Origin of the sequence: Corallococcus exercitus, from assembly GCF_003611585.1 — a bacterium.
GTDB classification, from domain to species: Bacteria; Myxococcota; Myxococcia; order Myxococcales; family Myxococcaceae; genus Corallococcus; species Corallococcus exercitus.
In genome coordinates this window covers 16,999-38,001 of sequence record NZ_RAVW01000015.1, presented here as the reverse complement: position 1 = coordinate 38,001, position 21,003 = coordinate 16,999, and the positions used below count along the sequence as shown (strand labels likewise).

The window sequence follows — 21,003 nt, the reverse complement described above, 5'->3', positions numbered from 1 at the left end:
GCGGGAGGCCGCATGACGACCGAGAAGATCGATACCCAGGCAATCAACACCATCCGCACGCTGTCCATGGACGCGGTGGAGAAGGCCCACTCGGGCCACCCGGGCGCGCCCATGGCGCTGGCTCCCGTGGCCTACCAGCTGTGGCAGCAGGAGTTGCGCTACGACCCGGCCACGCCGAACTGGCCGGACCGCGACCGCTTCATCCTGTCCAACGGACATGCGTCCATGCTGCTCTACAGCCTGCTGCACCTGGCCGGCGTGAAGCGCGTGAAGGACGCGAAGGTCACGGACGTGCCGGCCGTGTCGCTGGACGACATCCGCAACTTCCGCCAGCTGGACTCCGCCACCCCGGGCCACCCGGAGTACCACTGGACCACCGGCGTGGAGACCACCACCGGCCCCCTGGGCGCGGGCGTCTCCAACAGCGTGGGCATGGCCATCGCCAGCAAGTGGCTGGCCGGCCACTTCAACAAGCCGGGCTTCGACCTGTTCACCCATGACGTCTACGCGCTCTGCGGCGACGGCGACATGATGGAGGGCGTGGCGTCCGAGGCCGCGTCGCTCGCGGGCCACCTGAAGCTGCCCAACCTCTGCTGGATCTACGACAGCAACCACATCTCCATCGACGGCAGCACCGAGCTGGCCTTCACGGAGGACGTGGGCCGCCGCTTCGAGGGCTACGGCTGGCGCGTGCTCAAGGTCACCGACGCCAACGACCTGGACGCGCTGTCCAAGGCCTACAAGTCCTTCAAGGACGAGCGCGGCAAGCCCACGCTCATCATCGTCAACTCGTTCATCGGCTACGGGTCGCCCAAGAAGCAGGGCTCCGCCAGCGCCCACGGCGAGCCCCTGGGCGCCGACGAAATCAAGGCCACCAAGAAGGCCTACGGCTGGCCCGAGGACGCGCAGTTCCTGGTGCCCGACGGCGTGCGCGAGCGCTTCCAGGAGCGCCTGGGCGCGCGCGGCAAGGCGCTGCACGACGCGTGGGAGAAGTCCTTCGCGGACTACCGCAAGCAGCACCCGGAGCTGGCCCGCGAGCTGGACGCGCTGCTCAAGCGCGAGCTGCCGGAGGGCTGGGACAAGGAGCTGCCCGTGTTCCCCGCGGACGCGAAGGGCATGGCCACCCGTGAGTCCGGCGGCAAGGTGCTCAACGCGCTGGCGAAGAACTACCCGTGGCTCGTCGGCGGCTCCGCGGACCTGAACCCGTCCACGAAGACGTACATCTCCGCCTCCACGTCCATGAAGCCGGGCGAGTACTCGGGCCGCAACATCCACTTCGGCGTGCGCGAGCACGTGATGGGCTCCATCGTCAACGGCCTCAACCTGAGCCACGTGCGCGGCTACGGCGCCACGTTCCTCATCTTCAGTGACTACGAGCGCCCCGCCATGCGCCTGTCGTCGCTGATGGAGATTCCGTCCATCCACATCTTCACGCACGACTCCATTGGCCTGGGCGAGGACGGCCCCACGCACCAGCCGGTGGAGCAGCTGATGTCCCTGCGCGCGGTGCCGGGCAACATCGTGCTGCGCCCCGGTGACGCCAACGAGGTGACGGAGGCGTGGCGCTACATCGCGCAGCAGAAGCACCACCCGGTGGTGCTGGTGCTGTCGCGTCAGCCGGTGCCCACGCTGGACCGCGCGAAGTTCGCGCCCGCGTCCGGCGTGGCCAAGGGCGCGTACACGCTGCTGGAGGCGGAGGGCGGAAAGCCGGACGTCATCCTCATCGGCACGGGCACGGAGGTGGCGCTGGTGGTGGAGGCCGCGGAGAAGCTCAAGGCCGAGGGCGTCAAGGCGCGCGTGGTGAGCATGCCGTCGTGGGAGCTGTTCGAGCAGCAGCCCCAGGAGTACCAGGACAGCGTGCTGCCCCCGGACGTGAAGGCTCGCGTCTCCGTGGAGAAGGGCGCGGCGTTCGGCTGGGAGCGCTGGGTGGGGCACACGGGCAGCGTCATCGGCATGCGCAGCTTCGGTGCTTCCGCGCCCATCAAGGCGCTGCAGCAGAAGTTCGGCTTCACCGTGGAGAACGTGGTGAAGGAAGCGCACGCCACCATCGCCAAGGCGAAGAAGCACTGATTTCCGCCTTCACGCTGGCCCGCAAATGAAAGGGCCCCGGACCCTCCCCCGAAGGTCCGGGGCACCTCTGGGTTCACCGCCGGGCGACCGGCGGGAACAACCTGGGATGCGTGTGGCTTTTTCCCCCTCGCTTCAAATCCCCCCCAACTTCAAATCCCCCCCACTGCACATCAGGCCGCGAAGAACACGGGGCGCGTGGGGCGCGGGTTGCTGATGAACTTCATCTCGTTGATCATCTTCTTGAAGTCCTTCTGGTCGATGCCCGTGGAGCCCTGGGCCTGCGAGCGGGTGGCGTACTTCTCGTAGGTGTCCACGACCTTCTTCGCCTCCGGCGTGAGGCGGTCGTAGTTCTGGCGCGCCCACTTCATCGTGTCGGTGAACTCGGTGCCCGCCGCCTGGCCGTCCAGGTCCCCCGCGCCCTTCTCGATGGCGGCCGTGAGGTCGCTGCCGGAGATCTTGCCCTTCTTGGCGTCCAGGCCCTCCAGCGCGTCGTGCATGGAGCTGTCGTGGAAGGTCTTGAAGCCGTCCATCTTCTTGAACATGGCGTCGGCCTCCTTCTGCGTCATGCCCTCCGGGCCGGCCTTCTTCGCGGCCTGTTGGTAGGTCTTCAGGACCTCCTTGGCCTCGGGCGTGAGGCGGCTCTCGTTCTTGGCGGCCCACTTCTCGAACTCCTTCAGCTCGGAGGTGGAGGAGTGGCCGTCCGTGTCGGAGATGCCGTCCTTGATGGCCTTGGTGAGGTCCTCGCCGGAGATGGGGCCGCTCTGCTTGTCGAGCGCCTCCGTGGCCTTGCGGGCGCTCACGTCACCGGCGCCGACCTTGCGCATTTCCTTGTTGAGGGCGGCGGTCTCCTTGTCGGTGAGGCCGGAGCGGCCTTCGGCCTGCGCGGTCTTGGCGGCCTTGCGGTAGACGTCCAGGACCTCCTTGGCCTCCGGGGACAGGCGGCTCTCGTTCTTGGAGGCCCACTTCTCGAACTCCTTCAGCTCCGCGCCGGCGGCCTGGCCGTCGTGGTCCGCGGTGCCCGTCTGGATGGCGCGGGCCATGTCCTGGCCGGACACCGTGCCGCCGTGGGTCTTGCTGTCCAGGTTCGCGAGCGCCTTCTTCGCGCTGGCGTCACCCACGTCGCGCATCTCCGAGAGCATCTTCTTGAAGTCGCCCTGGGGGATGCCGGACTCGCCGCGCGCCTGGGAGAGCGCCGCGTACTTGCTGTAGATGTCCATCACCTGGCGGGCTTCCGGGGTAAGGCGCTCGCGGTTGTTGGCGGCCCAGTCCGCGACGGCGCGGTACTCACCGGAGGCGGCCTGGCCGTCCAGGTCCCCGACGGCGGCCTCGATGCTGTCCGCGAACTTCTCCGCGCTGATGGGGCCGGAGGTCTGGTTCAGCTTGTTCATCTCCACCATGGCGCCCAGGTCCTTGGGCTGCCAGTTGTCGGTGGGGGTGCCCCAGCAGCCGTGGCCGCCCGTGGTGAACTGGTCACCGCCCTGCTTCAACTTGAGCTCCGCGAGCTGCGACTTCAGGCCCTCGACCTGAGCCTTCATGTTGTTCAGCGTGGCCTTCATCTCCGCCGTCTGCTTCGCCGTGGAGGAAGTCCCCTTCAGGAAGGCGACCTCCTGCTTGCCGAGCGCCGCGCTGCTGTTCAGGGAGGTGGTGACGGTGGACTTGATCGAGGACATGTTTGATCTCCGGGAGGAGCGGCTTCCTTTGCGGAAGCAGTCATGCCGGGACCTATTGCGCGCGTCGTGCCAGCCCTGCCCACCCGCGCACCCTGAATGATTCCATGGAGTTACGCGGCGACGGCGCGAGCGCCGGGGTGGTGACAACAGTCACCAGCGGTGATGACAGTCACCATCCCCCCGCCCCCGGGGTGGTGACCGGAAGCATCACTTCCGGCGCGCGGGCCTGAGCGCCTTGCGCACGCGCTGCTTGCCGGCGGGGCGGTCCGCGACGTGGACGTAGCCCCGCTTGAGGAAGAACGGGAGCGTGCCCGTGTAGGCCATGGCGTTGCTGATACGCGCTTCACCCCGGGGCGGTTTCACTGGATAGCCTTCGAGGGTGTGCGGGCCTTCACGACGCACCGCGGTTTCCACGGCGGCGAGCAGCGCGGTGGCCACGCCCTGGTTGCGCCAGTTCCGATGGATGAAGAAGCAGGGCACGGAGGAGACGGCGTCCGCGTCGTCGCACTTGAAGCTGGGGGCGCGGTCCAGGCGCGGGAAGTCGCGGCGAGGGCCGAAGGTGGCCCAGCCCACCGGTTCGCCGTCCGCGTAGGCGAGGACGCCCTTCGCCGCTCCGCTCGAGACCAGGGCCTTGAAGCGGCGCTTCGCCTCGGGGCCTCGCACGTCGTCGTAGCGCTCGCCTTCCGGGATGCGCCAGTACATGCACCAGCAGCCGCCGCAGGCGCCGTTGGGGCCGAAGAGCTTCTCGAGGTCGGGCCAGAGCTCCGGAGTGAGCTCGACGGTCTTCAGGTCGGGAGGGGCCATGGGGCGCCCGTTCTAGACGCCGCCGCGCAGCTCTGTCTCGGGGGTGAGCACGCCGTCCTCGAGCGTGAGCAGGAAGGTCAACTTCCCCTGGTGGAAGCCTCGCACCGGACCCGGTGGCTCCGGGTAGCCCGGCGGGAGGCGCCAGTCCGGGGGCTGGAGCGGCGCGAGGGGAATGGGCTGGCCACTGCGCAGGGCTCCCACGTCCTGATCCGTGAGGACGCGTGAGTGTGTCCAGGGGAGCAGGTCGCGGCCGTGCAGCTCGATGCGATGGCCGGGGCCGGGGTCCTTCCATGGACCGATGGCCGTGCGCTTCAGCGCGGAGAGGTGCGCGCCGCAGCCGAGTGCCCTTCCCAGGTCCCTTGCCAGGGAACGGACGTAGTAGCCGCCCCGGCAGGTGAGCTCCAACATGCTGGCGCGGGGCAGGTCGTGTGACAGCCAGCGCGCGGCGTGCAGGTACACGCGCGACGGGGGCAGGTCCACGGCCTCGCCCCGGTGGGCCTTGCGGTAGGCGGGCTCGCCTCCGAGCTTCTTCGCGCTGGTGGCGGGCGGGACCTGCTCCGTCCAGCCGAGGAACGGACGGAGTACTTCATCAAGGCGCTCGGACGTGAGCGCGGAGGCGTCCCCCTGGTGCACGGGGCGGCCATGCAGGTCGCCGGTGTCCATCTCCGTGCCCCACTCCACGCGGGCCTCGTAGACCTTGGGCGCGGCGTGCAGGTGTTCGAAGAGGTGCGTGGCCGGACCCACCAGCATCAACAGCAGCCCTTCCGCGAATGGATCCAACGTGCCGCCGTGGACCAGCGCCGTGCGGCGGCCGGGCCGCGTCGCCTGGGCCTCCTCCTGGAAGGCCCGGACCGTGGCGAAGCTGGTGGCGCCCACGGGCTTGTGCGTGAGGTAGAGGCCGGGCGTCATTCGTCGCTCCCGTCCCGCTTCACCGTCGTCGCACCCTGCTGCTTCTCCAGGTGCACGGGCGAGGTGCCGGTGCGGTCCGCGATGACGCTCGCGAGCACCTCCGCGTGCGTCGTCACCCAGACCTGGCTGTACTCCGATGCTCGCACGATGAGCCGGCCCAGGGGCTCCAGCAGGTCCGGGTGCAGGCTGGTCTCCGGTTCGTTCAGCGCGAGGAACGGCGGCGGCCTGGGACTGAGCAGCGCCGCCAGCAGGCACAGGTAGCGCAGCGTCCCGTCCGACAGCTCCGCCGCCGCCATGGGCCGGGACAGGCCGGGCATGTGCAGGAAGAGGCTGAAGCGGCCGTCCTCGGCTCGCACCTCCAGCCGCGCTCCGGGGAAGGCGTCGTCGATGCCCTGCTCCAGGGCGCGCTCGTCGCCGATCTCCCAGATTGTCTGGAGCGCCGCCGCGAGGTCGCGCCCGTCGGACGCGAGCACCGGCGTGCGCACTCCGACCTGCGGGTGCCGGGGCAGCGCGTCCGGGTCCGTGCGGAAGTGGTGGTAGAAGCGCCACGCGCTCAACGTGCGCTGGACCTCCGACAGCCGGGGGAAGCGGTGCGGTTCGGAGAGCTGATCCATCACCGACTCCGCGCCCCACAGCTCCGTGGGGAACGTGATGCGCTTGCCGTCCGCGTCCCGGATGAAGGCCGTGCGGTCCTTGCGCTCCATCAACACCACCCGCCGGCCTCCGGCGTGCGCCCAGAGGTGCTCCTCCTTCACCTCCGGATCCAACGTGAACATCGTCGGTCGCGGCTCCCCGGGTGCGCTGGGCACCACGCCGCATTGCAGCTCGTAGGTGAGGTCGTCCAGGTCCACCGTCACGCGCACGCGCGCCGGTTTCTTCGGGTCGCGCGGGCCGGCCCACATCACGCTCGGGGCGCCGCCCTCCTCCGCCAGCGTGCGCGCGAGCCGCCCTTCCGCCGCCGCCGCGAGCAGATAGAGCGCTCGATACAGGTTCGTCTTGCCGCTGCCATTGGGCCCCACCACCACGGTCACCGGCCCCAGCTCCAGGTGGAGCTGACGCACGGAGCGGTAGCCTGCGATGTCCAGACGGGTGATGGGCATGACGTGCGCGCGAGCCTATCCGGCTCCGATGCTCCTACGGAGGGGGCCGCACCTTCGAACGGCCACTGCCCACTTCCCGGCACAGGGCCCAGCCGTCGTTGAAGACCTTGTTGGACGGCACGGGCTCCAGCCAGCGCCGCTCCTCCTCATCGGCCGAGGAGTCCTTCAGGCGCAGGCGCGCACGGACCTCTCCGCCGACGGCCAGCGAGCCATCCGAGCCGGACGGCCTCAGCAGATCCGCTTCCAGGTCCCCGGTCACGAGGTGATCCGCGCCCGCGGACAGCGCGCGCACCCGTTCGTTGCCAATGACCACGAGCCCCGAGTCCGCCGGGTCCCCATCCACCAGGGCGCCATGGACGATGAGGTCTCCCAGCACGACCACGGTCCCCGACAGGTGGACGTGGCCGTGGAGCTCCAGGGGCCCCTGGTAGATGACCAGTTCGTCATAGTCCGCGCCGAGCGTGATGAACGTCTCCCCGTCGCGTTGCCGGGTCTCCGAGAAGTGAGGGTAGGACGCCACCGGCCCGCCGTGACGCGCCAGCGCGTGGGCGAGGATGAACTCCCAGTCCGGTGGGCTCCGCGCTTCGGGGATGGTGATGGGCTCGAAGTCCTTTCGCGTCAGCGCCGCCTCCAACGCCTCCGCCAGGCTGTCGAGCCATGCGTCCCGCAGGCGCTGCTGCTCGGGCGTGGGCCAGTGGGGCTCCGCGCCCCAGTGGTCGACAAGCTTCCCCCCGGGCACGCGGGTGCGCAGGTCGGTGAGCGCGGCGTCGATGTCCGGGCGGCGTGGGTGCATGCCGGGCTTCTAGCGTCACACGGGGGGCTCGCGCATCCGCTTCGGGCCGTGGGCTAGACTCCCAGGGCCTTCGCGCGTCGGCCGTGGACCGCGAAGCCCCGAACTGGAGTCAGTCACCCATGACGTCTTCCCTTCGCCTTCTGGGCACCGGCCTGTTCGCCTGCGCCCTGTCCCTGTCCGGTTGTAGCGACAACGACCCTGCCGTGCCGGATGCTGGCACGCCGGATCTAACGCCGCCCGTCGAGCTCACCGACTACGTGGACGTGGTGCCCACCGAGCCCTGCATGGACGCGAGCTACGCGGAGCCGCGCGCGAACTGCGACGACCCGGCGAGCTTCCGCCTCACGGGCTGTGACCTGGCGGCGGTGGGCGCCCTGGAGCCCTCCGGCGTCTACCAGGCCATCTTCCGCTACAACGCCACGAGCAGTTTCGGCACGGGCTTCCGCCTGGACACCAAGCCCTCCTTCCTGGGCAATCCCCTCGTGCGCAACGAGGTGGGCCCCCAGGGGTTCTTCATCACCGGGGAGATCGTCAGCTCCCAGTTCAGCACGCAGCGGTACGCGCTCGCGGGCTGCCGCGTGCCGGAGCCCGGCCACCTCACCGGCTGCTTCGTGCGCTGCACCGACGGCGTGCCGGACTACTCCGGCACCTTCCATGCCCAGCGGATGAACCTGTCCCGGGAGCAGCCCACCGGCGCCAAGCCCATGCGCCTCGTCTCCGAGACCGCCGTCCCGGTAGGCGAGTCCGTGGACGTCTACATCACCAAGGGCCACGCCTACGTGGTGTCCGTGCCCCGAGGCACCCAGCAGCCCGGCGGCCTCAGCGTCTTCAACGTGAGCGACCCGGCCCACCCTGCGTTCGTCACCAGCGTGAGCCTGCCCAACGACAACTACTGGAACGGCGTCTGGGCCAAGGGCGACGCGCTCTACGTCGCCAGCGCCAACTCCGGCGTCATCGTCTACGACATCACCGACCCGGCGAAGCCCCAGTACGTGCGCGCGCTGCCCGGCGGCGCCATCGACGTGCACACCGTGTTCGTGGACGGCGACCGGCTCTACGCCATGTCCCCATCCCCCAACGGGGAGACGCTCCTGTTCAACGTGGCCTCGCCGCTGGAGCCCCAGCTGCTCAGCCGCATCACCGTGCCGCGTGAGGAGGGAGTCAGAAGCTATCCGCACGACGCGTTCGCCTACCAGGACCGGCTCTACGTCAACCACACGCGCACCGGCTACGTCGTCGTGGACGTGAAGCGCCCGGACGTGACGCCCGTGCTGGGCACGTATTCCTTCAATGGCCAGTACAGCCACGCGAACGCGGTGGGCACCATTGGCGGGCGCACCATCGCCTTCGAGGGCGGCGAGCGCTTTGGCGCGCACCTGCGCGTGCTGGACGTCACCGACCCCGCGAACATCAAGCTCATTGGCGAGGTGAAGAAGCGCCCGCAGACGTCCATCCACAACATGGTGCTGAAGGGCACGCGGCTCTACGTGGCCTGGTACCACGAGGGCGTGCGCGTCTTCGACGTGGCCACCCCCGAGCGCCCGAAGGAGATCGCCTCCTTCGACTCCTTCCAGGAAGCGCACCCGCTCAGCACCGACAGCCTCTACCAGGGAGCCATCGGCATCCGCGTGCCGGGCGACGGGTACGTGTACGTCGTGGACCTGTCGCGCGGCCTGTTGGTGCTCGCGGAGCCGTGACGCGCGGGCGTCACTCCGTCTCGATGCGGTTGCGGCCGTTCTCCTTCGCCCGGTAGAGCCGGGCGTCGGCGACGCGCAGCAGCTCGTCCAGGGTGGTGCCGTCCCTCGGCGCCACCGCGAGCCCCGCGCTGAAGGTGACGTGGAAGGTCTTGCCCGCGTCGCTCTCGAAGGACATCCCCGCCAGCTCCTCCGCCGTGCGGGAGAGGATCTCCTTCGCGCTCTCCAGTGACTCCCCCAGGAGCGCGACGACGAACTCCTCGCCGCCCCAGCGGGCGCGCAGGTCCTCGCGGCGGAAGCGCGCGCCCAGCAGCCGTCCCAGCCGCATCAGCACGCGGTCCCCCGCGAGGTGGCCGTGCTGGTCGTTCACCTTCTTGAAGTGGTCCACGTCCAGGAAGCACAGCGCCAGCGGCTTGTCGCTCCGGCGCGCCTCCGACAGCCGCGTGGCCACCGCCTCCACGAAGGGACGGCGCAGCATGAGGCCGGTGAGCGCGTCGCGCTCCGTGCGCTCGCGCGACAGCCGCGCCCGCTCCAGCCGCGCGTGCACGCGGGCGCGCAGCTCCTCCCTCAGCACGGGCTTGGCCAGGTAGTCATCCGCGCCGGCCTGGAACGCGGCCAGCCGGAACTCCAGCCCCACCTGCGTGGTGATGAGCAGGATGGGCAGGTCCTGCCACTCCGGCGTCAGGCGCAGGATGCGGCACAGGTCGAACCCGCTGGGCCCGGGCATCTGCACGTCCAGCAGCAGCAGGTCCGGGCGGTGCTGCGCGAGCGCGTCCAGGAGGCCATAGGCGTTCTCCAGCCCCACCACCTCCACCGCGTCGCTCACCAGCGCCTGGGAGAGGGCACGCACCGCCTCCGGGTCGTCATCCACCACCATCACCTTCGCGCGCTCCTGCCTTCGCGCCGTCACCAGCCGCTCCGCCGCGGTGGCGAAGTCCTGCTGGGTGAAGGGCCGGGGCAGGAACAGCGACGCGCCCGCGTGCGCCGCGTGCACGCGCTCCTGGAGGCCCGCGCCCGTGCTGGAGAAGGCCAGCGGCAGGGACTGGTGCCCTTCCATCGCCCGGAGCGCGCTCGCGGTGGCGAGCCCCTCCGCGCCCATGTGCAGGAGCGCCCCGTCCACCCACTGCTTCTCCACCGCGGCGCAGGCCTCCTGGGCCGAGCGGGCCGTCACCACCCGCACGCCCTCCCGGTCGCCCATCTGCTTCGCGTCCGCGAGGAGGGCCGCGTCCTCGTCCACCACCAGCAGCGTGCCCATGGCGGCGACGACCGCCTCCTCCGGCTCCGGCTCCGGGGCGAGCACCGGCAGCGACACCCGGTCCTCCAGCGCGCGGAAGCCCGCGTCCACCGCCGCCCAGTCCAGCGTCCCTCCGGTCTTCACCGGACGGAGCACGTCCTCCAGCGCGCCCGCCGTGAGGCTCACGTCGCGGAAGCCGTAGCTGCCCGCGGTGCCGTGCAGCTTGTGCACGACGCTGTAGGCCTCCTCCATGGCCGCCGCGTCGCCGTGGCGCCCCTTGCCGAGCAGCGCCTGGAGCGTGGCCAGCCGCTCCGGCAGCTTCGCGCCGTACTCCGCGCTCAGGAGGGCGAGGCTCGCCGCGAAGTCGTCCACGGGTTCCTCGTCCTCCTCTTCCTCCACGGACTCCGGAGGCGGGGGCGGAGGCTGGGCCACCGCGAAGAGCTGCTCCAGCCACACCACCAGCTCCTCCGGCCGGTAGGGCTTGTGCACCACGCGCGCCACGCCCAATTGGCGCGTGAGCAGTTCGTGGCTCTTCAGGTCCTTCCAGAAGGCGGACGCGAAGAGCACCGGCAGGTCGGGCTTCGTCTGGCGCAGCTCGCGGATGAAGTCCGCGCCCGTCATGCCCGGCAGCAGGCCGTCCACGATGGCGGCGTCCACCGGCCTGGACTGGAGCACCTCGCGCGCCTCCGCGGCGGTGCGCGCGGGGGTCACCTGGTAGCCCCGCTCCCGCAGGAAGGCGCAGACCAGCGCCTGCAGGTCGCGGTCGTCTTCCAGGAAGAGCAGCGTCTTGTCATTGCGCGCGGTGCTCATGGCATCGCCTTTCGGGGCTCGGCCGCGGGGTCGCGGAGGGCCAGCAGTCCGTTGAGCAGCTCCCGCACGGAGGCCAGCAGCTCCTCCTCGGAAGCGCGGGCCTTCGTCAGGTGCCGGGTGATGCCCAGCGTGAGCTGGCGCTGGTCGGTGCGCGACAGCTCGCGGCCGGTGAAGACGATGAGCGGCGTGGCGCGGCCCTTGCCCTGGCGCAGGATGTCCACCACCTCGAAGCCGTCCAGCCGGGGCAGCCCCACGTCCAGGACGATGAGGTCCGGGGGCGTGTCCCGCGCGAGCGCCACCGCGCTCTCCCCATCCGCCGCCTCGATGCACAGCGCGCCCAGCCGTTCGAACTGCGCGCACAGCACCCGGCGCGTGGTGGCGTCGTCGTCCACCACCAGCACGCGCGCCTGGCCCGGCTGGCGCATGGCGTAACGCAGTGTCTTCAGCAACCGCGTTTCCTCCACCGGCGTGGGCAGCCAGTCCACCAGCAGCGCCGTGCCCGCGTCCTTCGTCCCCGCCTGGGAACGCCCGGACAGGGCCACCACGGGCAGGTCGTGCGTGCGCGGCTGTTCCCGCAGGCGGCGCACCCAGTCCAGCACGGGCTCGTCCGGCATCTGCGTGTCCACCACCAGCGCGTCCGGCAGCGCGTGCTCCACCGCCCGCGCGGCCTCCGTGAGCGTGGCGGCGCGCACCACCCGGTAGCCTTCATGCGACAGCAGGCCCCGCAGCAGCGCGGACAGCTCCGCGTCCGCGGTGACGATGAGCACGTTGTGGCGGGACTCGTCCGCGGGCAGCGCCGTGCCAGCGGCCGGCGCGGGGACGCGCAGGGCCTCCAGGGTGAAGTGGAAGGTGGCGCCCTGGCCGGGAGGGCTGCTCACGTCGATGCGGCCGCCGTGCTGCTCCACGATGGCCTGCGAGATGGCCAGCCCCAGGCCGGTGCCGCCCTTGCTGCGGGTGTCGGAGGCGTCCAGCTGCTGGAAGCGGCCGAAGAGGCGGGGGAGCTTCTCCTCCGGGATGCCGGAGCCCTGGTCCGTGACGCTGAAGCGCACGCGGCCGTCCACCGTGAGGCCGGCGGCCACCACCACGGAGGCGCCCTGCGGGGAGAACTTGATGGCGTTGGAGACCAGGTTGGTGAGCACCTGGATGAGCCGGTCGCGGTCGCCCTTCACCTGCGGCGCGCCCTCCACGTCCGAGCGCAGCGTGACGTGCGCGGCCTCCGCCACGCCCTGCACGCCCGCGAGCGTGGCCTCCACCAGGTCCTGCGCCGTCTGCGGCTGGAGCTTCAGCTCCAGCATCCCCGACTCCATCTTCTCCAGGTCGAGGATGTCGTTGATGAGCCGGATGAGCCGTTCGGTGTTGGTGCGCGCGATGCGCACCATGTCCAGCGCCTGCGGAGGCAGCTCCCCCACGATGCCGTTCTCCAGCAGCCCCAGCGAGCCGCGGATGGAGGTGAGCGGCGTGCGCAGTTCGTGGCTCACGGTGGAGACGAACTCGTTCTTCATCCGCTCCACGGCCTTGCGCTCCGTGAGGTCGCGCACGAAGACGGTGGTGCGCGGGGGGCCGTCCGCGTGCACGCGCGCGAAGGTGAGCTCCGCGGGGAACACGTCACCGTCCGCGCGCAGGCACGGCGTCTCCACGCGCGCCGCGCCGCTGCCCTGGAGGAGCGCGGCGTGCACGGCCTCGCGCTGCGCCGCCGGCAGCGTCGCGGGCAGCGCCAGCGACAGGAAGTCCGCGCCCACCGCCCGCGCGGACGGCAGGTGGAAGTGGGCGGCCGCGGCGGGGTTGAACTCCGCGACGCGGGCGGACTCGTCCAGCACCACGATGCCGTCCGGCGACGCCTCCAGGATGGCGGCCTTGCGCGCGTCGCTGGCCCGCGCCTCCGCGCTCGCGGCGGACAGGGCCTGGGTGCGCTCCGCCACGCGCGCCTCCAGCCCCTGGTTGAGCTCCGCCAGCGCCGCGGACGCCTGGGCCAGCCGCACCAGCACGACGATGACGTAGCCCACGAGCAGCAGCGACACGCCGAAGAGGACGATGCGCGTGCGCTCCGCGCGGGACTGGGACTGCTCCTGGAGCTGGAGGTACGTGGTGATGAGGCGCTCGGCCTCCGCGGTGGCGCCGTGGTCCAGGAGCGCCTGGAAGGACGCGTCCGCGGAGCGCTGGAGCGCCAGCAATTCGCGCGCGCGGGCCTCCAGCCCCTCCAGCATGGCGCGGGCGGGAGCGGGCAGCGGCTGCCCCTCGAGCGCCCGGGTCAGGAGCGCGAGCGAGGCCTCCACGTGAGCGCCAGGGGCCTCCCCCGGCGCGCGAGAGGCGAGGAGCACGTCCACGCCCAGCGCCTCCACCTGTTCGCGCGTCGCGCCCGGGGGCAGCAGGGCGGCGGTGGCGGCGACCTGCCGGGGGAAGGCCTGGCGAAGTGCCGCGAGCTGGACGTCCTTCTCGCGGGCCGCCGCCACCAGGCCGCGCGAGCCCTCCAGCACGCGCAGGTACGTGTCCAGGGACGCGTTGAGCGCCCGCATGCCCTCATCCGGGAGGAAGCCGGGCGTCGTGCGCAGCAGGCGGGCGCGGGCGGCCAGCGCTTCGAAGTCCCGGTCGGACGCGCCGCGCGGCGCCGCCATGCCCACGTGCTCACGCAGCACGCTCTGCTCCAGCTCCGCCGTGGCCACGCGCAGCTGCCGCATCTGCTTGCGGTAGTTGTCGTGGTCGGCGGTGGAGCCCGTGCGGCCCAGGATGAACAGGGCGCACAGGAGCACCATGGCGCCCGCGGCCAGCGCGGCGGAGCGTTTGGACAGGCGGGGTTCCATCAAGGCACCAGGCGGCGGATTTCCTGCGGCAGCGTCATGGGGTCGAACGGCTTGCCGATGACGCCCACCGCGCCCAGCTCCAGGTAGCGCGCCACCTCCTGCTTCTGGACCTTGGCGGTCATGAAGATGATGGGCGTGTTCGCGGTGGCGGGCTGGGCGCGCAGCCGGCCGAACGTGGTGGGCCCGTCCATGCCGGGCATCATCACGTCCAGGAGGATGAGGTCCGGGCCCTCCTGGCCCGCCTTCTCCAGCGCCTCCGCGCCGGAGGACGCGAGCACCGTCTTCCATCCGCCCACACGGCTCAGGCTCAGCTGCCCGATGGTGCGGATGTCGTCCTCGTCGTCCACGAGCAGGACCTTCTCGATTTTCGCCATGGGAGGGAGTGCTCCGGGAAAGAGGGATTGGATCGGGGGTTACGGGCGCGGAGCGGGAGTGGATCCCTCAGGCCGCTTCCGGCCCGGGTTCGCACTCCGGCAGGTCGAAGGAGAAGCGGGTGCCCGCCCCGGGGGTGGTGGTGAAGCGCAGGGTGCCGCCCATGCGGGCGACCAGCCCCTGGGCGATGCTCAGCCCCAGACCGGTGCCGGGGCGCCTGCGGGTGTCGGAGGAGTCCGCCTGGGCGAACTTCTGGAAGACGCGGGCCTGGAAGGCCTCCGGGATGCCGGGGCCGTAATCCTGCACGTCCACGCGAAGGGCGCCGGCCTCGCGGGTGAGCGACAGGGTGACGCGCTCGCCCTGGGGGGAGAACTTGATGGCGTTGGACAGGAGGTTGGCCAGCACCTGGATGAAGCGGTCCTCGTCCACGCGGGCGCGGGCGTGGGGCGTGTCCACCACGGCCTCCAGGCGCACGCCGTATTCGTCCGCGTAGCCCTGGTGGGCCTGGAGGGCCTGGGCCAGCAGCGGCGCCACCTCCGTGGGGGCCAGGTGCAGGTCCAGCCGGCCGGACTCCATCTTCTCCAGGTCCAGGATGTCGTTGATGAGGCGCAGCAGCCGTTCGCTGTTCTTGTGGGCGATGCCCACCATCTGCGCCACCTGGGAGTCCAGCGGGCCGGCCACGCCGCCGCACAGGAGGCCCAGCGAGCCGCGGATGGAGGTGAGCGGCGTGCGCAGCTCATGGCTCACGGTGGAGATGAACTCGTTCTTCATCCGCTCCACGCGCTGGCGCTCCTCGTCCAGGAGGCGGGCCTGGGTGACGTCGCGGGCGACGGCGTAGAGCAGCCCCTCCTCCGGGTCCGCCACGGCGTTCCACTGGAGCCAGCGCCAGGAGCCGTCATGGCAGCGGGCGCGGTGCTCGAACTGGAGGACGGGGGCGCCCTCGCGCGCGCGGGCCAGGTGCCGCGAGGTGGCGGCGCGGTCCTCCTCCAGGGCCAGGTCCACCAGGGACGTGCTGTAGAGCTCCGCGTCGGAGAAGCCGAGCGTGCGGCTCCAGGCCCGGGACAGGCGCAGGAACGTGCCGTCCATGGCGGCGATGCAGAGCATGTCCATGGAGACTTCGAAGAAGCGCTCCTGCTGCGCCAGCGCGATGCGCGCCTCGCGTTCGTGCAGGGCGTTGAGCTCCACCTCCGCCCAGCCGGCCAGGTCCGCGAGCGCGCCCAGGTCCGCGGCGGAGAAGTCCCGGGGCTCGTGGTCGATGAGGCACAGCGTGCCCACGCGGCTGCCGTCCGCGGCGCGCAGGGGGTGGCCCGCGTAGAAGCGGACGAAGGGGGCGCCCAGCACCAGCGGGTTGTCGTGAAAGCGCGGGTCCTTCAGCGCGTCCGGCACCACGAAGGTGGCGGAGGAGAGGATGGCGTGGCCGCAGAAGGACACGTCGCGCGGCGTCTGGGGGGCGTCCAGCCCCTGGCGCGCCTTGAACCACTGGCGGTCCTCGTCGATGAGCGAGACGAGCGCGATGGGCACGCGGAACAGGTGCGACGCGGCGCGCACGATGCGGTCGAAGCGTTCGTGCGCGGGCGTGTCCAGCAGACACAGCGAACGCAGTGCCTGGAGGCGCCGCGGCTCGTCCGCGGGCGTCGGGGGAGGAAGCATGGCGTACGCCCGGTGCTACCCCACCTGTCTGCCATTGGTAAGAGGGGCGCTCACGAAGGCCCGGCCCCCGGGTCAGGAGGGCGGGCGGGCAGCCAGCGGATTGCAGTCCGGCGGGATTTGTCTGTCCTTGGCGCGTGCTAGCCGGCGCGGCGCTTCCGGGCCGGGGCCAGCCGCTTCTTGCGCGACGGCGGCGGGGACCCGGAGGCCGCCTTGGGGGGCATGACGGACACCACGGTGCGCACCACGCGCGCCACGGCCTTGAGCTGCCGGGGCTCCAGCTCGCGCAGCGTGCGCACCAGGCGCCGCAGCTCCAGCGAGTCCTCCTGGCGCGGCGTGGCCCGGGGCGACACCGGGGAGGGGCCGGGCCCCACGCCCAGCAGCGTGTCCGCGGACACGGACAGCACGTCGCACAGCCGGCGCAGGTTCTGCGCCCGGGGCAGCATGCGGCCGCGCTCCATGCGGCTGTAGACCTCCATGGCGATGCCCACGCGCTCCGCCACGTCCGCCTGCGTGAGTCCCAACCGCAGGCGCGCGTCGCGAGCGGCGGCTCCAAACACCATGTTCAGGTCTTCATTCACCGGGGCGGGCACCCCCAAAACCTTGCACCTCTCCCCTGGCACGCAAGTTTTCGGGGAGCCGGGAGCATCGGATTGTTCTAATTATTCTAACTATTCAAGAATATTGGCATGCTCCCCATGCGGCCAGCGTCGACCCGCGACTCGCTGGCTCGCTCGAGCAGCAACGCTGCCGTGGACGGACGGGGGACGGTGCGTCGTCCGTGAGGCGTCCCAGCCTTGGCCCGTGCTGGTGGAGAAGTGCTATCGGACCCTCGACCATGACCGGCTCGAGTTCCACGACACCACGGGAAGATGCACTGTGGCCTCGGCGGATGCCGCGGCCGTGGGACTCGGGTTCTGCGTGCTGGCGGCTCCTGAGATTGCCGTGGGAGCCGTGCTCGTGCTTGGCGTGGTGGTGGTCGGCGTCGCCATTGAGGAGGCGTTGGACGCGTATGAGCTGCGGCATGGCTACCCCGAGGAAGCTGGGAGCTCACGAGGAGCGAAGGTGTCCTCCCGGAACGCAGAAGCGCAACGCAAGCCCGAGCCGAAGCCCGAGCCAGCCGGGCAGGACTGGCAGCCCCCGGTGCCACCTGTGCCCGTGGACCGGACGGGACGCGCCAGCTGCGAACCTGTTCCCGTGCCCCACGCGGGCGAGGATGTCCCGCATAACGAGTGCGCCGACCAGTTCCCACCCAACCGCTTTCCCGGGATGGACGTGCTCGTGGGCGGTGTGCGCTTCGATGCGTTGCAGGTCGGCGTGCGCAAGCTGTGGGAGATCAAGACCCATCAATTCGACACGTACAATGCCTATATTCAGGGTCAGGAGATTGAAAAGGAACTCAAGCAGTTGCGCAAGGAGCGTGCTGCGGCGCGGGCCTGTGGATATGACTTCGTTGTTGGCGTGAGCACCGACGCGCACAGACTCGCGCTACTCAAGCAGGAGCCCACCTTCAAGATCGTCGTAACGAGGTGCAAAAGATGACCTCTCGAAGCCCCCTCATCATCAACGTCTATGCGCCTGCACTCGTGGGTAACGACAACCGCACACTCGCTGCCGTCCATCGCTTGGAACGAGCGCTGCCCGGTTTGCGTCTGGAGTGGAGAGTGACCGAGAGGCGCCGGCTTGCCGCGTTGCCACAGCGCGATGCCTGGTTGGCTGAGGAGGCCACGCGCGGCGAGTTTCCGATGGTGTGTAACAACGATGAACGTTACCCCGTAATGATTTCCGGGATGCAACGCTCCGCGTATGAAGGTGCGGGCGGCCTGCCACAACTCCAAGTCCATGCGAAGTTGCCTCTAGATGCGGCGGTTATCGCGGCAGTGGCGGACGTGCTTGAAGCGGTGGCAGAGGGCGCACACGCGTTCTGGGGGCAGGCGACGCCGGACGGCGCTTCGGGGGACATCGCGGAGCAGATAGCTCCCACGCTGGAAGGGCCGCCGTCCCCTCCCCGGGGCCTGCCAGCCCTCAAGCTCTTCGAGCACATCCGCTCGCCCGAGATTCCCTATTACCTCGGGTGGCTGAACTACTGGTCCGCCGCCGCCGCGCAGGCCATCGGGTTTCCAGACCCGGCCCGCGACTCCGAGTTGCTATCGAGGGCGCGGCGCACGGCATCGGGCGGCTGGGTCGTGCAGCTCACCGACGCGCCGCTCGACCTGGACAACCCCGCCCACCTGGACGCGCTCCTGCGGGCCTATGAGCGCTTCCCGGAGATCGGCGGACGCGCAGCGCCTTGACCTCAATCAAGGGGCCCGGGACGCGGCTCCGGCCGAGGGAAAGAGCCCCACTGCGCGGGCATCCGCGATGGTAGCCTTCCCATCCGGGAGGTCATGCACCCTTGCTCCAACCTTTCAGATTGGCCCTCGCGCTCGTGCTTGTCTCGGGAGCTGCCGCGGGGGCTGAGCCGGCACCGGGTGCACGCGTCAGGCGGGAACGTTCCGTCGCCATCGCCAGCACGGCCGCCGAACCGCTGCCCGTCGTCCGCGTTTCGCAGGACACCCTGACGCTGCTGTTCTTTCCCTCGCCGATCCAGAAGAAGACGCTGACCTTCGATGAGTCGCGGATCCGCGTCCTGGACGCGGGCGAGCGTTCCGTCATCGTTCAGCCCCTGGCCAATCTCGGTGCGGGCGAGCGGCAGGAACTCGGGGTCTTCTTCTCTGACAACCGAGCGCCGACACGGGCCGTGTTCGTGCTCGTGACCGACCCGGCCGAAGTGGACGCTCGGATCGACGTGCAACGCCCTGAGCCGCCGGACGCGGCCTGCCAGCCCACGGCCCAAGCCCCGGCGCCGAAGCCGGAAGACTTCGTGCTGCTCGGCTACGTGGACGAGAAGGGGGTCACGACGTCCAGCAGCAAAGGCACGCTCGATGCCGTGCAGGGGTTTGGTTTGGACAGGCTCGTCGCCTTTCGAGGCGCGGGCTGGATTCTGGCGGACGTGACGATCGTGAACCGCCCTGACCACCCCGCCTGGACACCCCGGGAAGCGATGTTCGTGGGGCGAGTCGGCATGCCCCTGCGGGCGCGGCTCGTAGCCAAGAAGCCAGGGGCAATCCTTCCGGGGGGATATGGGCGTTTGCTCGCGGTCGTGGAAGTGCCCGAGACGAAAGCCGACCTCGTCTTCACCCTGGAGGTACGTGGGGATGAGGGGCGTCGGCTCACGATTCCAGACGTGCGCTTCCTGAAGCCCGCCACGGAGGACTCCCAATGAGCGGGACGCTGCCCCGCGTTCCGCCCGGTTCGTTGATTGACGGGTGGAAGGTTTCCAAACCACTCGGTGACGGAGGCTTCGCGTTCGTCTTCCTGGGCGAAAAGAACGGCAGCCACCGGGCCATCAAGGTGGCCCAGCATCGGGAGTCCAGCGGCGACCCCAAGCAGACCCATGCCCGGACGCTGCGGGAGTTGACGGCGCTGCTCATGCTGGACCATCCCCACATCGTCCGGCCGCAGGGATACGGCCTGGCGGAGAGTGGGAACCTGTACCTCGCGCTCGACTACGTGGACGGCTGGACGCTCGCGGAGTGGGCGGAGCGCAAGCACCCGACCGTTCGCGAAATCCTCGGGGTCTTCGAGAAGATTGCCGGTGCGCTGGCCTACATGCATCGCCGGGGCATCCTGCATCGGGACCTGAAGCTGTCCAACGTGCTCATCCGCAAGAGCGACGGCGAGCCCGTCATCATCGACTTCAGTTGCGCGACCTACACCCTCGCCGAAGACCTGACGGATGGGGGGTTGCCTCCAGGGACAGACCGCTATCGCGCGCCCGAGCAGTTCAAGTTCCTGCGCGAGCACAAGGACAAGCACCGGGCCCGCTACGCCTTCCAGGTGGCCGACGAAATCTTCGCGGTCGGCGTCATGCTCCATGAACTGCTGACCGACCCGCGCCCGACGGAGTTTCGTCCGCGCTTCGACTTGAACAGTCCTGCCCTCCCCCCGCCGTCACCCCGCCTGGCGAATGCGCGGGTGCCAGCGGAGCTGAGCGACCTCGTCGAGAACATCCTGGCTCGAGACCCCCGAAGGCGCCCGGTCGATACCGAGGCGCTGCGCCGCGAGCTGGCGGATCTCCGCGCCGAGCGCTCCGCCGAGTATGACGTGCCGGTCCATCCGCCCGCTGAACAACGTCACGGAGGGCCAACACCCGCGGCACTGGCGATGCCCTCCGCGCCGCAATCCCTCAAGCGGCATGTGGCCATGCTGGAGCGACCGCTTCGCGTGGGAAGGTGGCTCGCAGGCGTCGTTTGTATCGTCGCGCTCGTCATGGTCGCGGCCCTCTGGCGCTCATCAGGGGGCGTCCCCGGCGGGCCTGCCGGGCCGCGCGACGCAGCGGCCCCACGCCCTCCTCCTGCCACCGCCCATTCCGCGCCGCCCAGGACAACCCCTCCTGCTATGACACCCGCTGGCCCTTCGCCCGTGACAGTCCCGGGGCCAGCCATCGCCGCTGCCCCGAAGGAAGGATCCGCCTTGAAGACCCCAGCACTCGAAGCCCCGCCCCCAGGACGTGCGCCTCGCTCGCCGAAGAAGTCCGTTGCCGCCGTCAAGTGCGCGTCGCTGTCGCTCGTCGCGGCGCTGGCGGCGGGCTGTCCGGGGGCACAGATCCGGCCAGAGGCGTTCACCTGCCCGGCTGGGGCGGAAGAAGCCATGCGGGATCAACTTCACTGGAGGGACAGAGACCATTTCTCCCTCATCCTCGACGACCGCCAAGCGAACTTTGACAATGTGTGGTTCACCGCTGGCTCGGAGGTGGTGGGGGTGGTCCCCAAAGGCATCACCGATGACCGGCAGCTTGCGGTTGCCCCCGTGGGGACACGCTTCTACGGGAAGGCCTACTACCTCTCCGACAAGATGGGGCGTGCGGATGGGCCGGCACTCGTCGTCCGGTACGACCGCGTGAAGCTCCCGGGGCAGGAGGAGTATCCCATTTGCGTCGTGGTGGAGAACGAAGCAGTGGCGTTCAAGGACGGCAGGGTGAAGGGATTCAATCGGGGTTCCGGGACCGTGGTGGACCGCTGGCCCTGAGCGGGCCCGGGGCGACGTGGTGGGTAGGAGCT

16 protein-coding genes are annotated in these 21,003 nt (G+C 70.4%); 6 read left to right on the top strand and 10 right to left on the bottom strand.

The genetic code is table 11. From position 1 onward, the window contains the following. Positions 1–12: 12 nt before the first annotated feature. The gene (tkt, locus tag D7W79_RS03505; protein ID WP_120523899.1) at positions 13–2,070 is read left to right on the top strand and encodes a transketolase; all 2,058 of its coding nucleotides are present in this window, start codon (positions 13–15) and stop codon (positions 2,068–2,070) included. 170 nt (positions 2,071–2,240) lie between these two features. On the opposite strand, the gene D7W79_RS03500 is transcribed toward tkt, so the two are convergent. From D7W79_RS03500 to D7W79_RS03480, 5 genes are all read right to left on the bottom strand, one after another. Beyond that, a complete protein-coding gene (locus D7W79_RS03500; protein WP_120523898.1) occupies positions 2,241–3,740 on the bottom strand; it encodes a hypothetical protein in 1,500 nt (499 codons plus the stop codon). 207 nt (positions 3,741–3,947) lie between these two features. Further along, positions 3,948–4,544, bottom strand: coding sequence for a GNAT family N-acetyltransferase (locus D7W79_RS03495; protein ID WP_120523897.1), 597 nt, complete (start codon positions 4,542–4,544; stop codon positions 3,948–3,950). A 12-nt stretch (positions 4,545–4,556) separates the two neighbouring features. Beyond that, on the bottom strand, positions 4,557–5,453 hold the full coding sequence (truB, locus tag D7W79_RS03490; RefSeq protein ID WP_120523896.1) for a tRNA pseudouridine(55) synthase TruB: 897 nt from the start codon (positions 5,451–5,453) through the stop codon (positions 4,557–4,559). Then, positions 5,450–6,553 (bottom strand): AAA family ATPase, encoded by a 1,104-nt coding sequence (locus D7W79_RS03485; RefSeq protein ID WP_120523895.1) that lies wholly within the window; start codon positions 6,551–6,553, stop codon positions 5,450–5,452. Before D7W79_RS03485 ends, truB begins: the two co-directional genes overlap by 4 nt. 34 nt (positions 6,554–6,587) lie before the next feature. Then, positions 6,588–7,346, bottom strand: coding sequence for a hypothetical protein (locus D7W79_RS03480; RefSeq protein WP_120523894.1), 759 nt, complete (start codon positions 7,344–7,346; stop codon positions 6,588–6,590). Between the two features lie 119 nt (positions 7,347–7,465). On the opposite strand from D7W79_RS03480, the gene D7W79_RS03475 reads away from it, so the two are divergent. Beyond that, complete coding sequence (locus D7W79_RS03475; RefSeq protein WP_120523893.1) at positions 7,466–9,043, top strand: LVIVD repeat-containing protein; 1,578 nt, start codon at positions 7,466–7,468, stop codon at positions 9,041–9,043. Positions 9,044–9,053: 10 nt separating this feature from the next. On the opposite strand, the gene D7W79_RS03470 is transcribed toward D7W79_RS03475, so the two are convergent. The 5 genes from D7W79_RS03470 to D7W79_RS03450 form a co-directional block, all read right to left on the bottom strand. Further along, positions 9,054–11,084, bottom strand: a complete 2,031-nt coding sequence (locus D7W79_RS03470; protein WP_120523892.1) for a response regulator — start codon at positions 11,082–11,084, stop codon at positions 9,054–9,056. Next, on the bottom strand, positions 11,081–13,882 hold the full coding sequence (locus tag D7W79_RS03465; protein WP_120523891.1) for an ATP-binding protein: 2,802 nt from the start codon (positions 13,880–13,882) through the stop codon (positions 11,081–11,083). The genes D7W79_RS03470 and D7W79_RS03465 overlap by 4 nt, the downstream gene beginning before the upstream one ends. After that, complete coding sequence (locus D7W79_RS03460) at positions 13,882–14,256, bottom strand: response regulator (protein WP_014400722.1); 375 nt, start codon at positions 14,254–14,256, stop codon at positions 13,882–13,884. The genes D7W79_RS03465 and D7W79_RS03460 overlap by 1 nt, the downstream gene beginning before the upstream one ends. A gap of 67 nt (positions 14,257–14,323) precedes the next feature. After that, positions 14,324–15,904: a GAF domain-containing sensor histidine kinase gene (locus D7W79_RS03455; protein ID WP_120523890.1), complete on the bottom strand. Its 1,581-nt coding sequence runs from the start codon at positions 15,902–15,904 to the stop codon at positions 14,324–14,326. 137 nt (positions 15,905–16,041) lie between these two features. Next, complete coding sequence (locus tag D7W79_RS03450) at positions 16,042–16,482, bottom strand: helix-turn-helix domain-containing protein (protein WP_439099172.1); 441 nt, start codon at positions 16,480–16,482, stop codon at positions 16,042–16,044. A gap of 223 nt (positions 16,483–16,705) precedes the next feature. Between D7W79_RS03450 and D7W79_RS03445 the strand changes: the two genes are divergently transcribed. From D7W79_RS03445 to D7W79_RS03430, 4 genes are all read left to right on the top strand, one after another. Further along, positions 16,706–17,443, top strand: coding sequence for a DUF6310 domain-containing protein (locus tag D7W79_RS03445; RefSeq protein ID WP_244221571.1), 738 nt, complete (start codon positions 16,706–16,708; stop codon positions 17,441–17,443). Next, positions 17,440–18,195, top strand: coding sequence for a DUF5953 family protein (locus D7W79_RS03440; protein ID WP_120523889.1), 756 nt, complete (start codon positions 17,440–17,442; stop codon positions 18,193–18,195). The genes D7W79_RS03445 and D7W79_RS03440 overlap by 4 nt, the downstream gene beginning before the upstream one ends. A gap of 101 nt (positions 18,196–18,296) precedes the next feature. Beyond that, positions 18,297–19,166: a DUF2381 family protein gene (locus D7W79_RS03435; RefSeq protein ID WP_120523888.1), complete on the top strand. Its 870-nt coding sequence runs from the start codon at positions 18,297–18,299 to the stop codon at positions 19,164–19,166. Next, positions 19,163–20,971 (top strand): serine/threonine protein kinase, encoded by a 1,809-nt coding sequence (locus tag D7W79_RS03430; protein WP_120523887.1) that lies wholly within the window; start codon positions 19,163–19,165, stop codon positions 20,969–20,971. The genes D7W79_RS03435 and D7W79_RS03430 overlap by 4 nt, the downstream gene beginning before the upstream one ends. Positions 20,972–21,003: the final 32 nt, after the last annotated feature.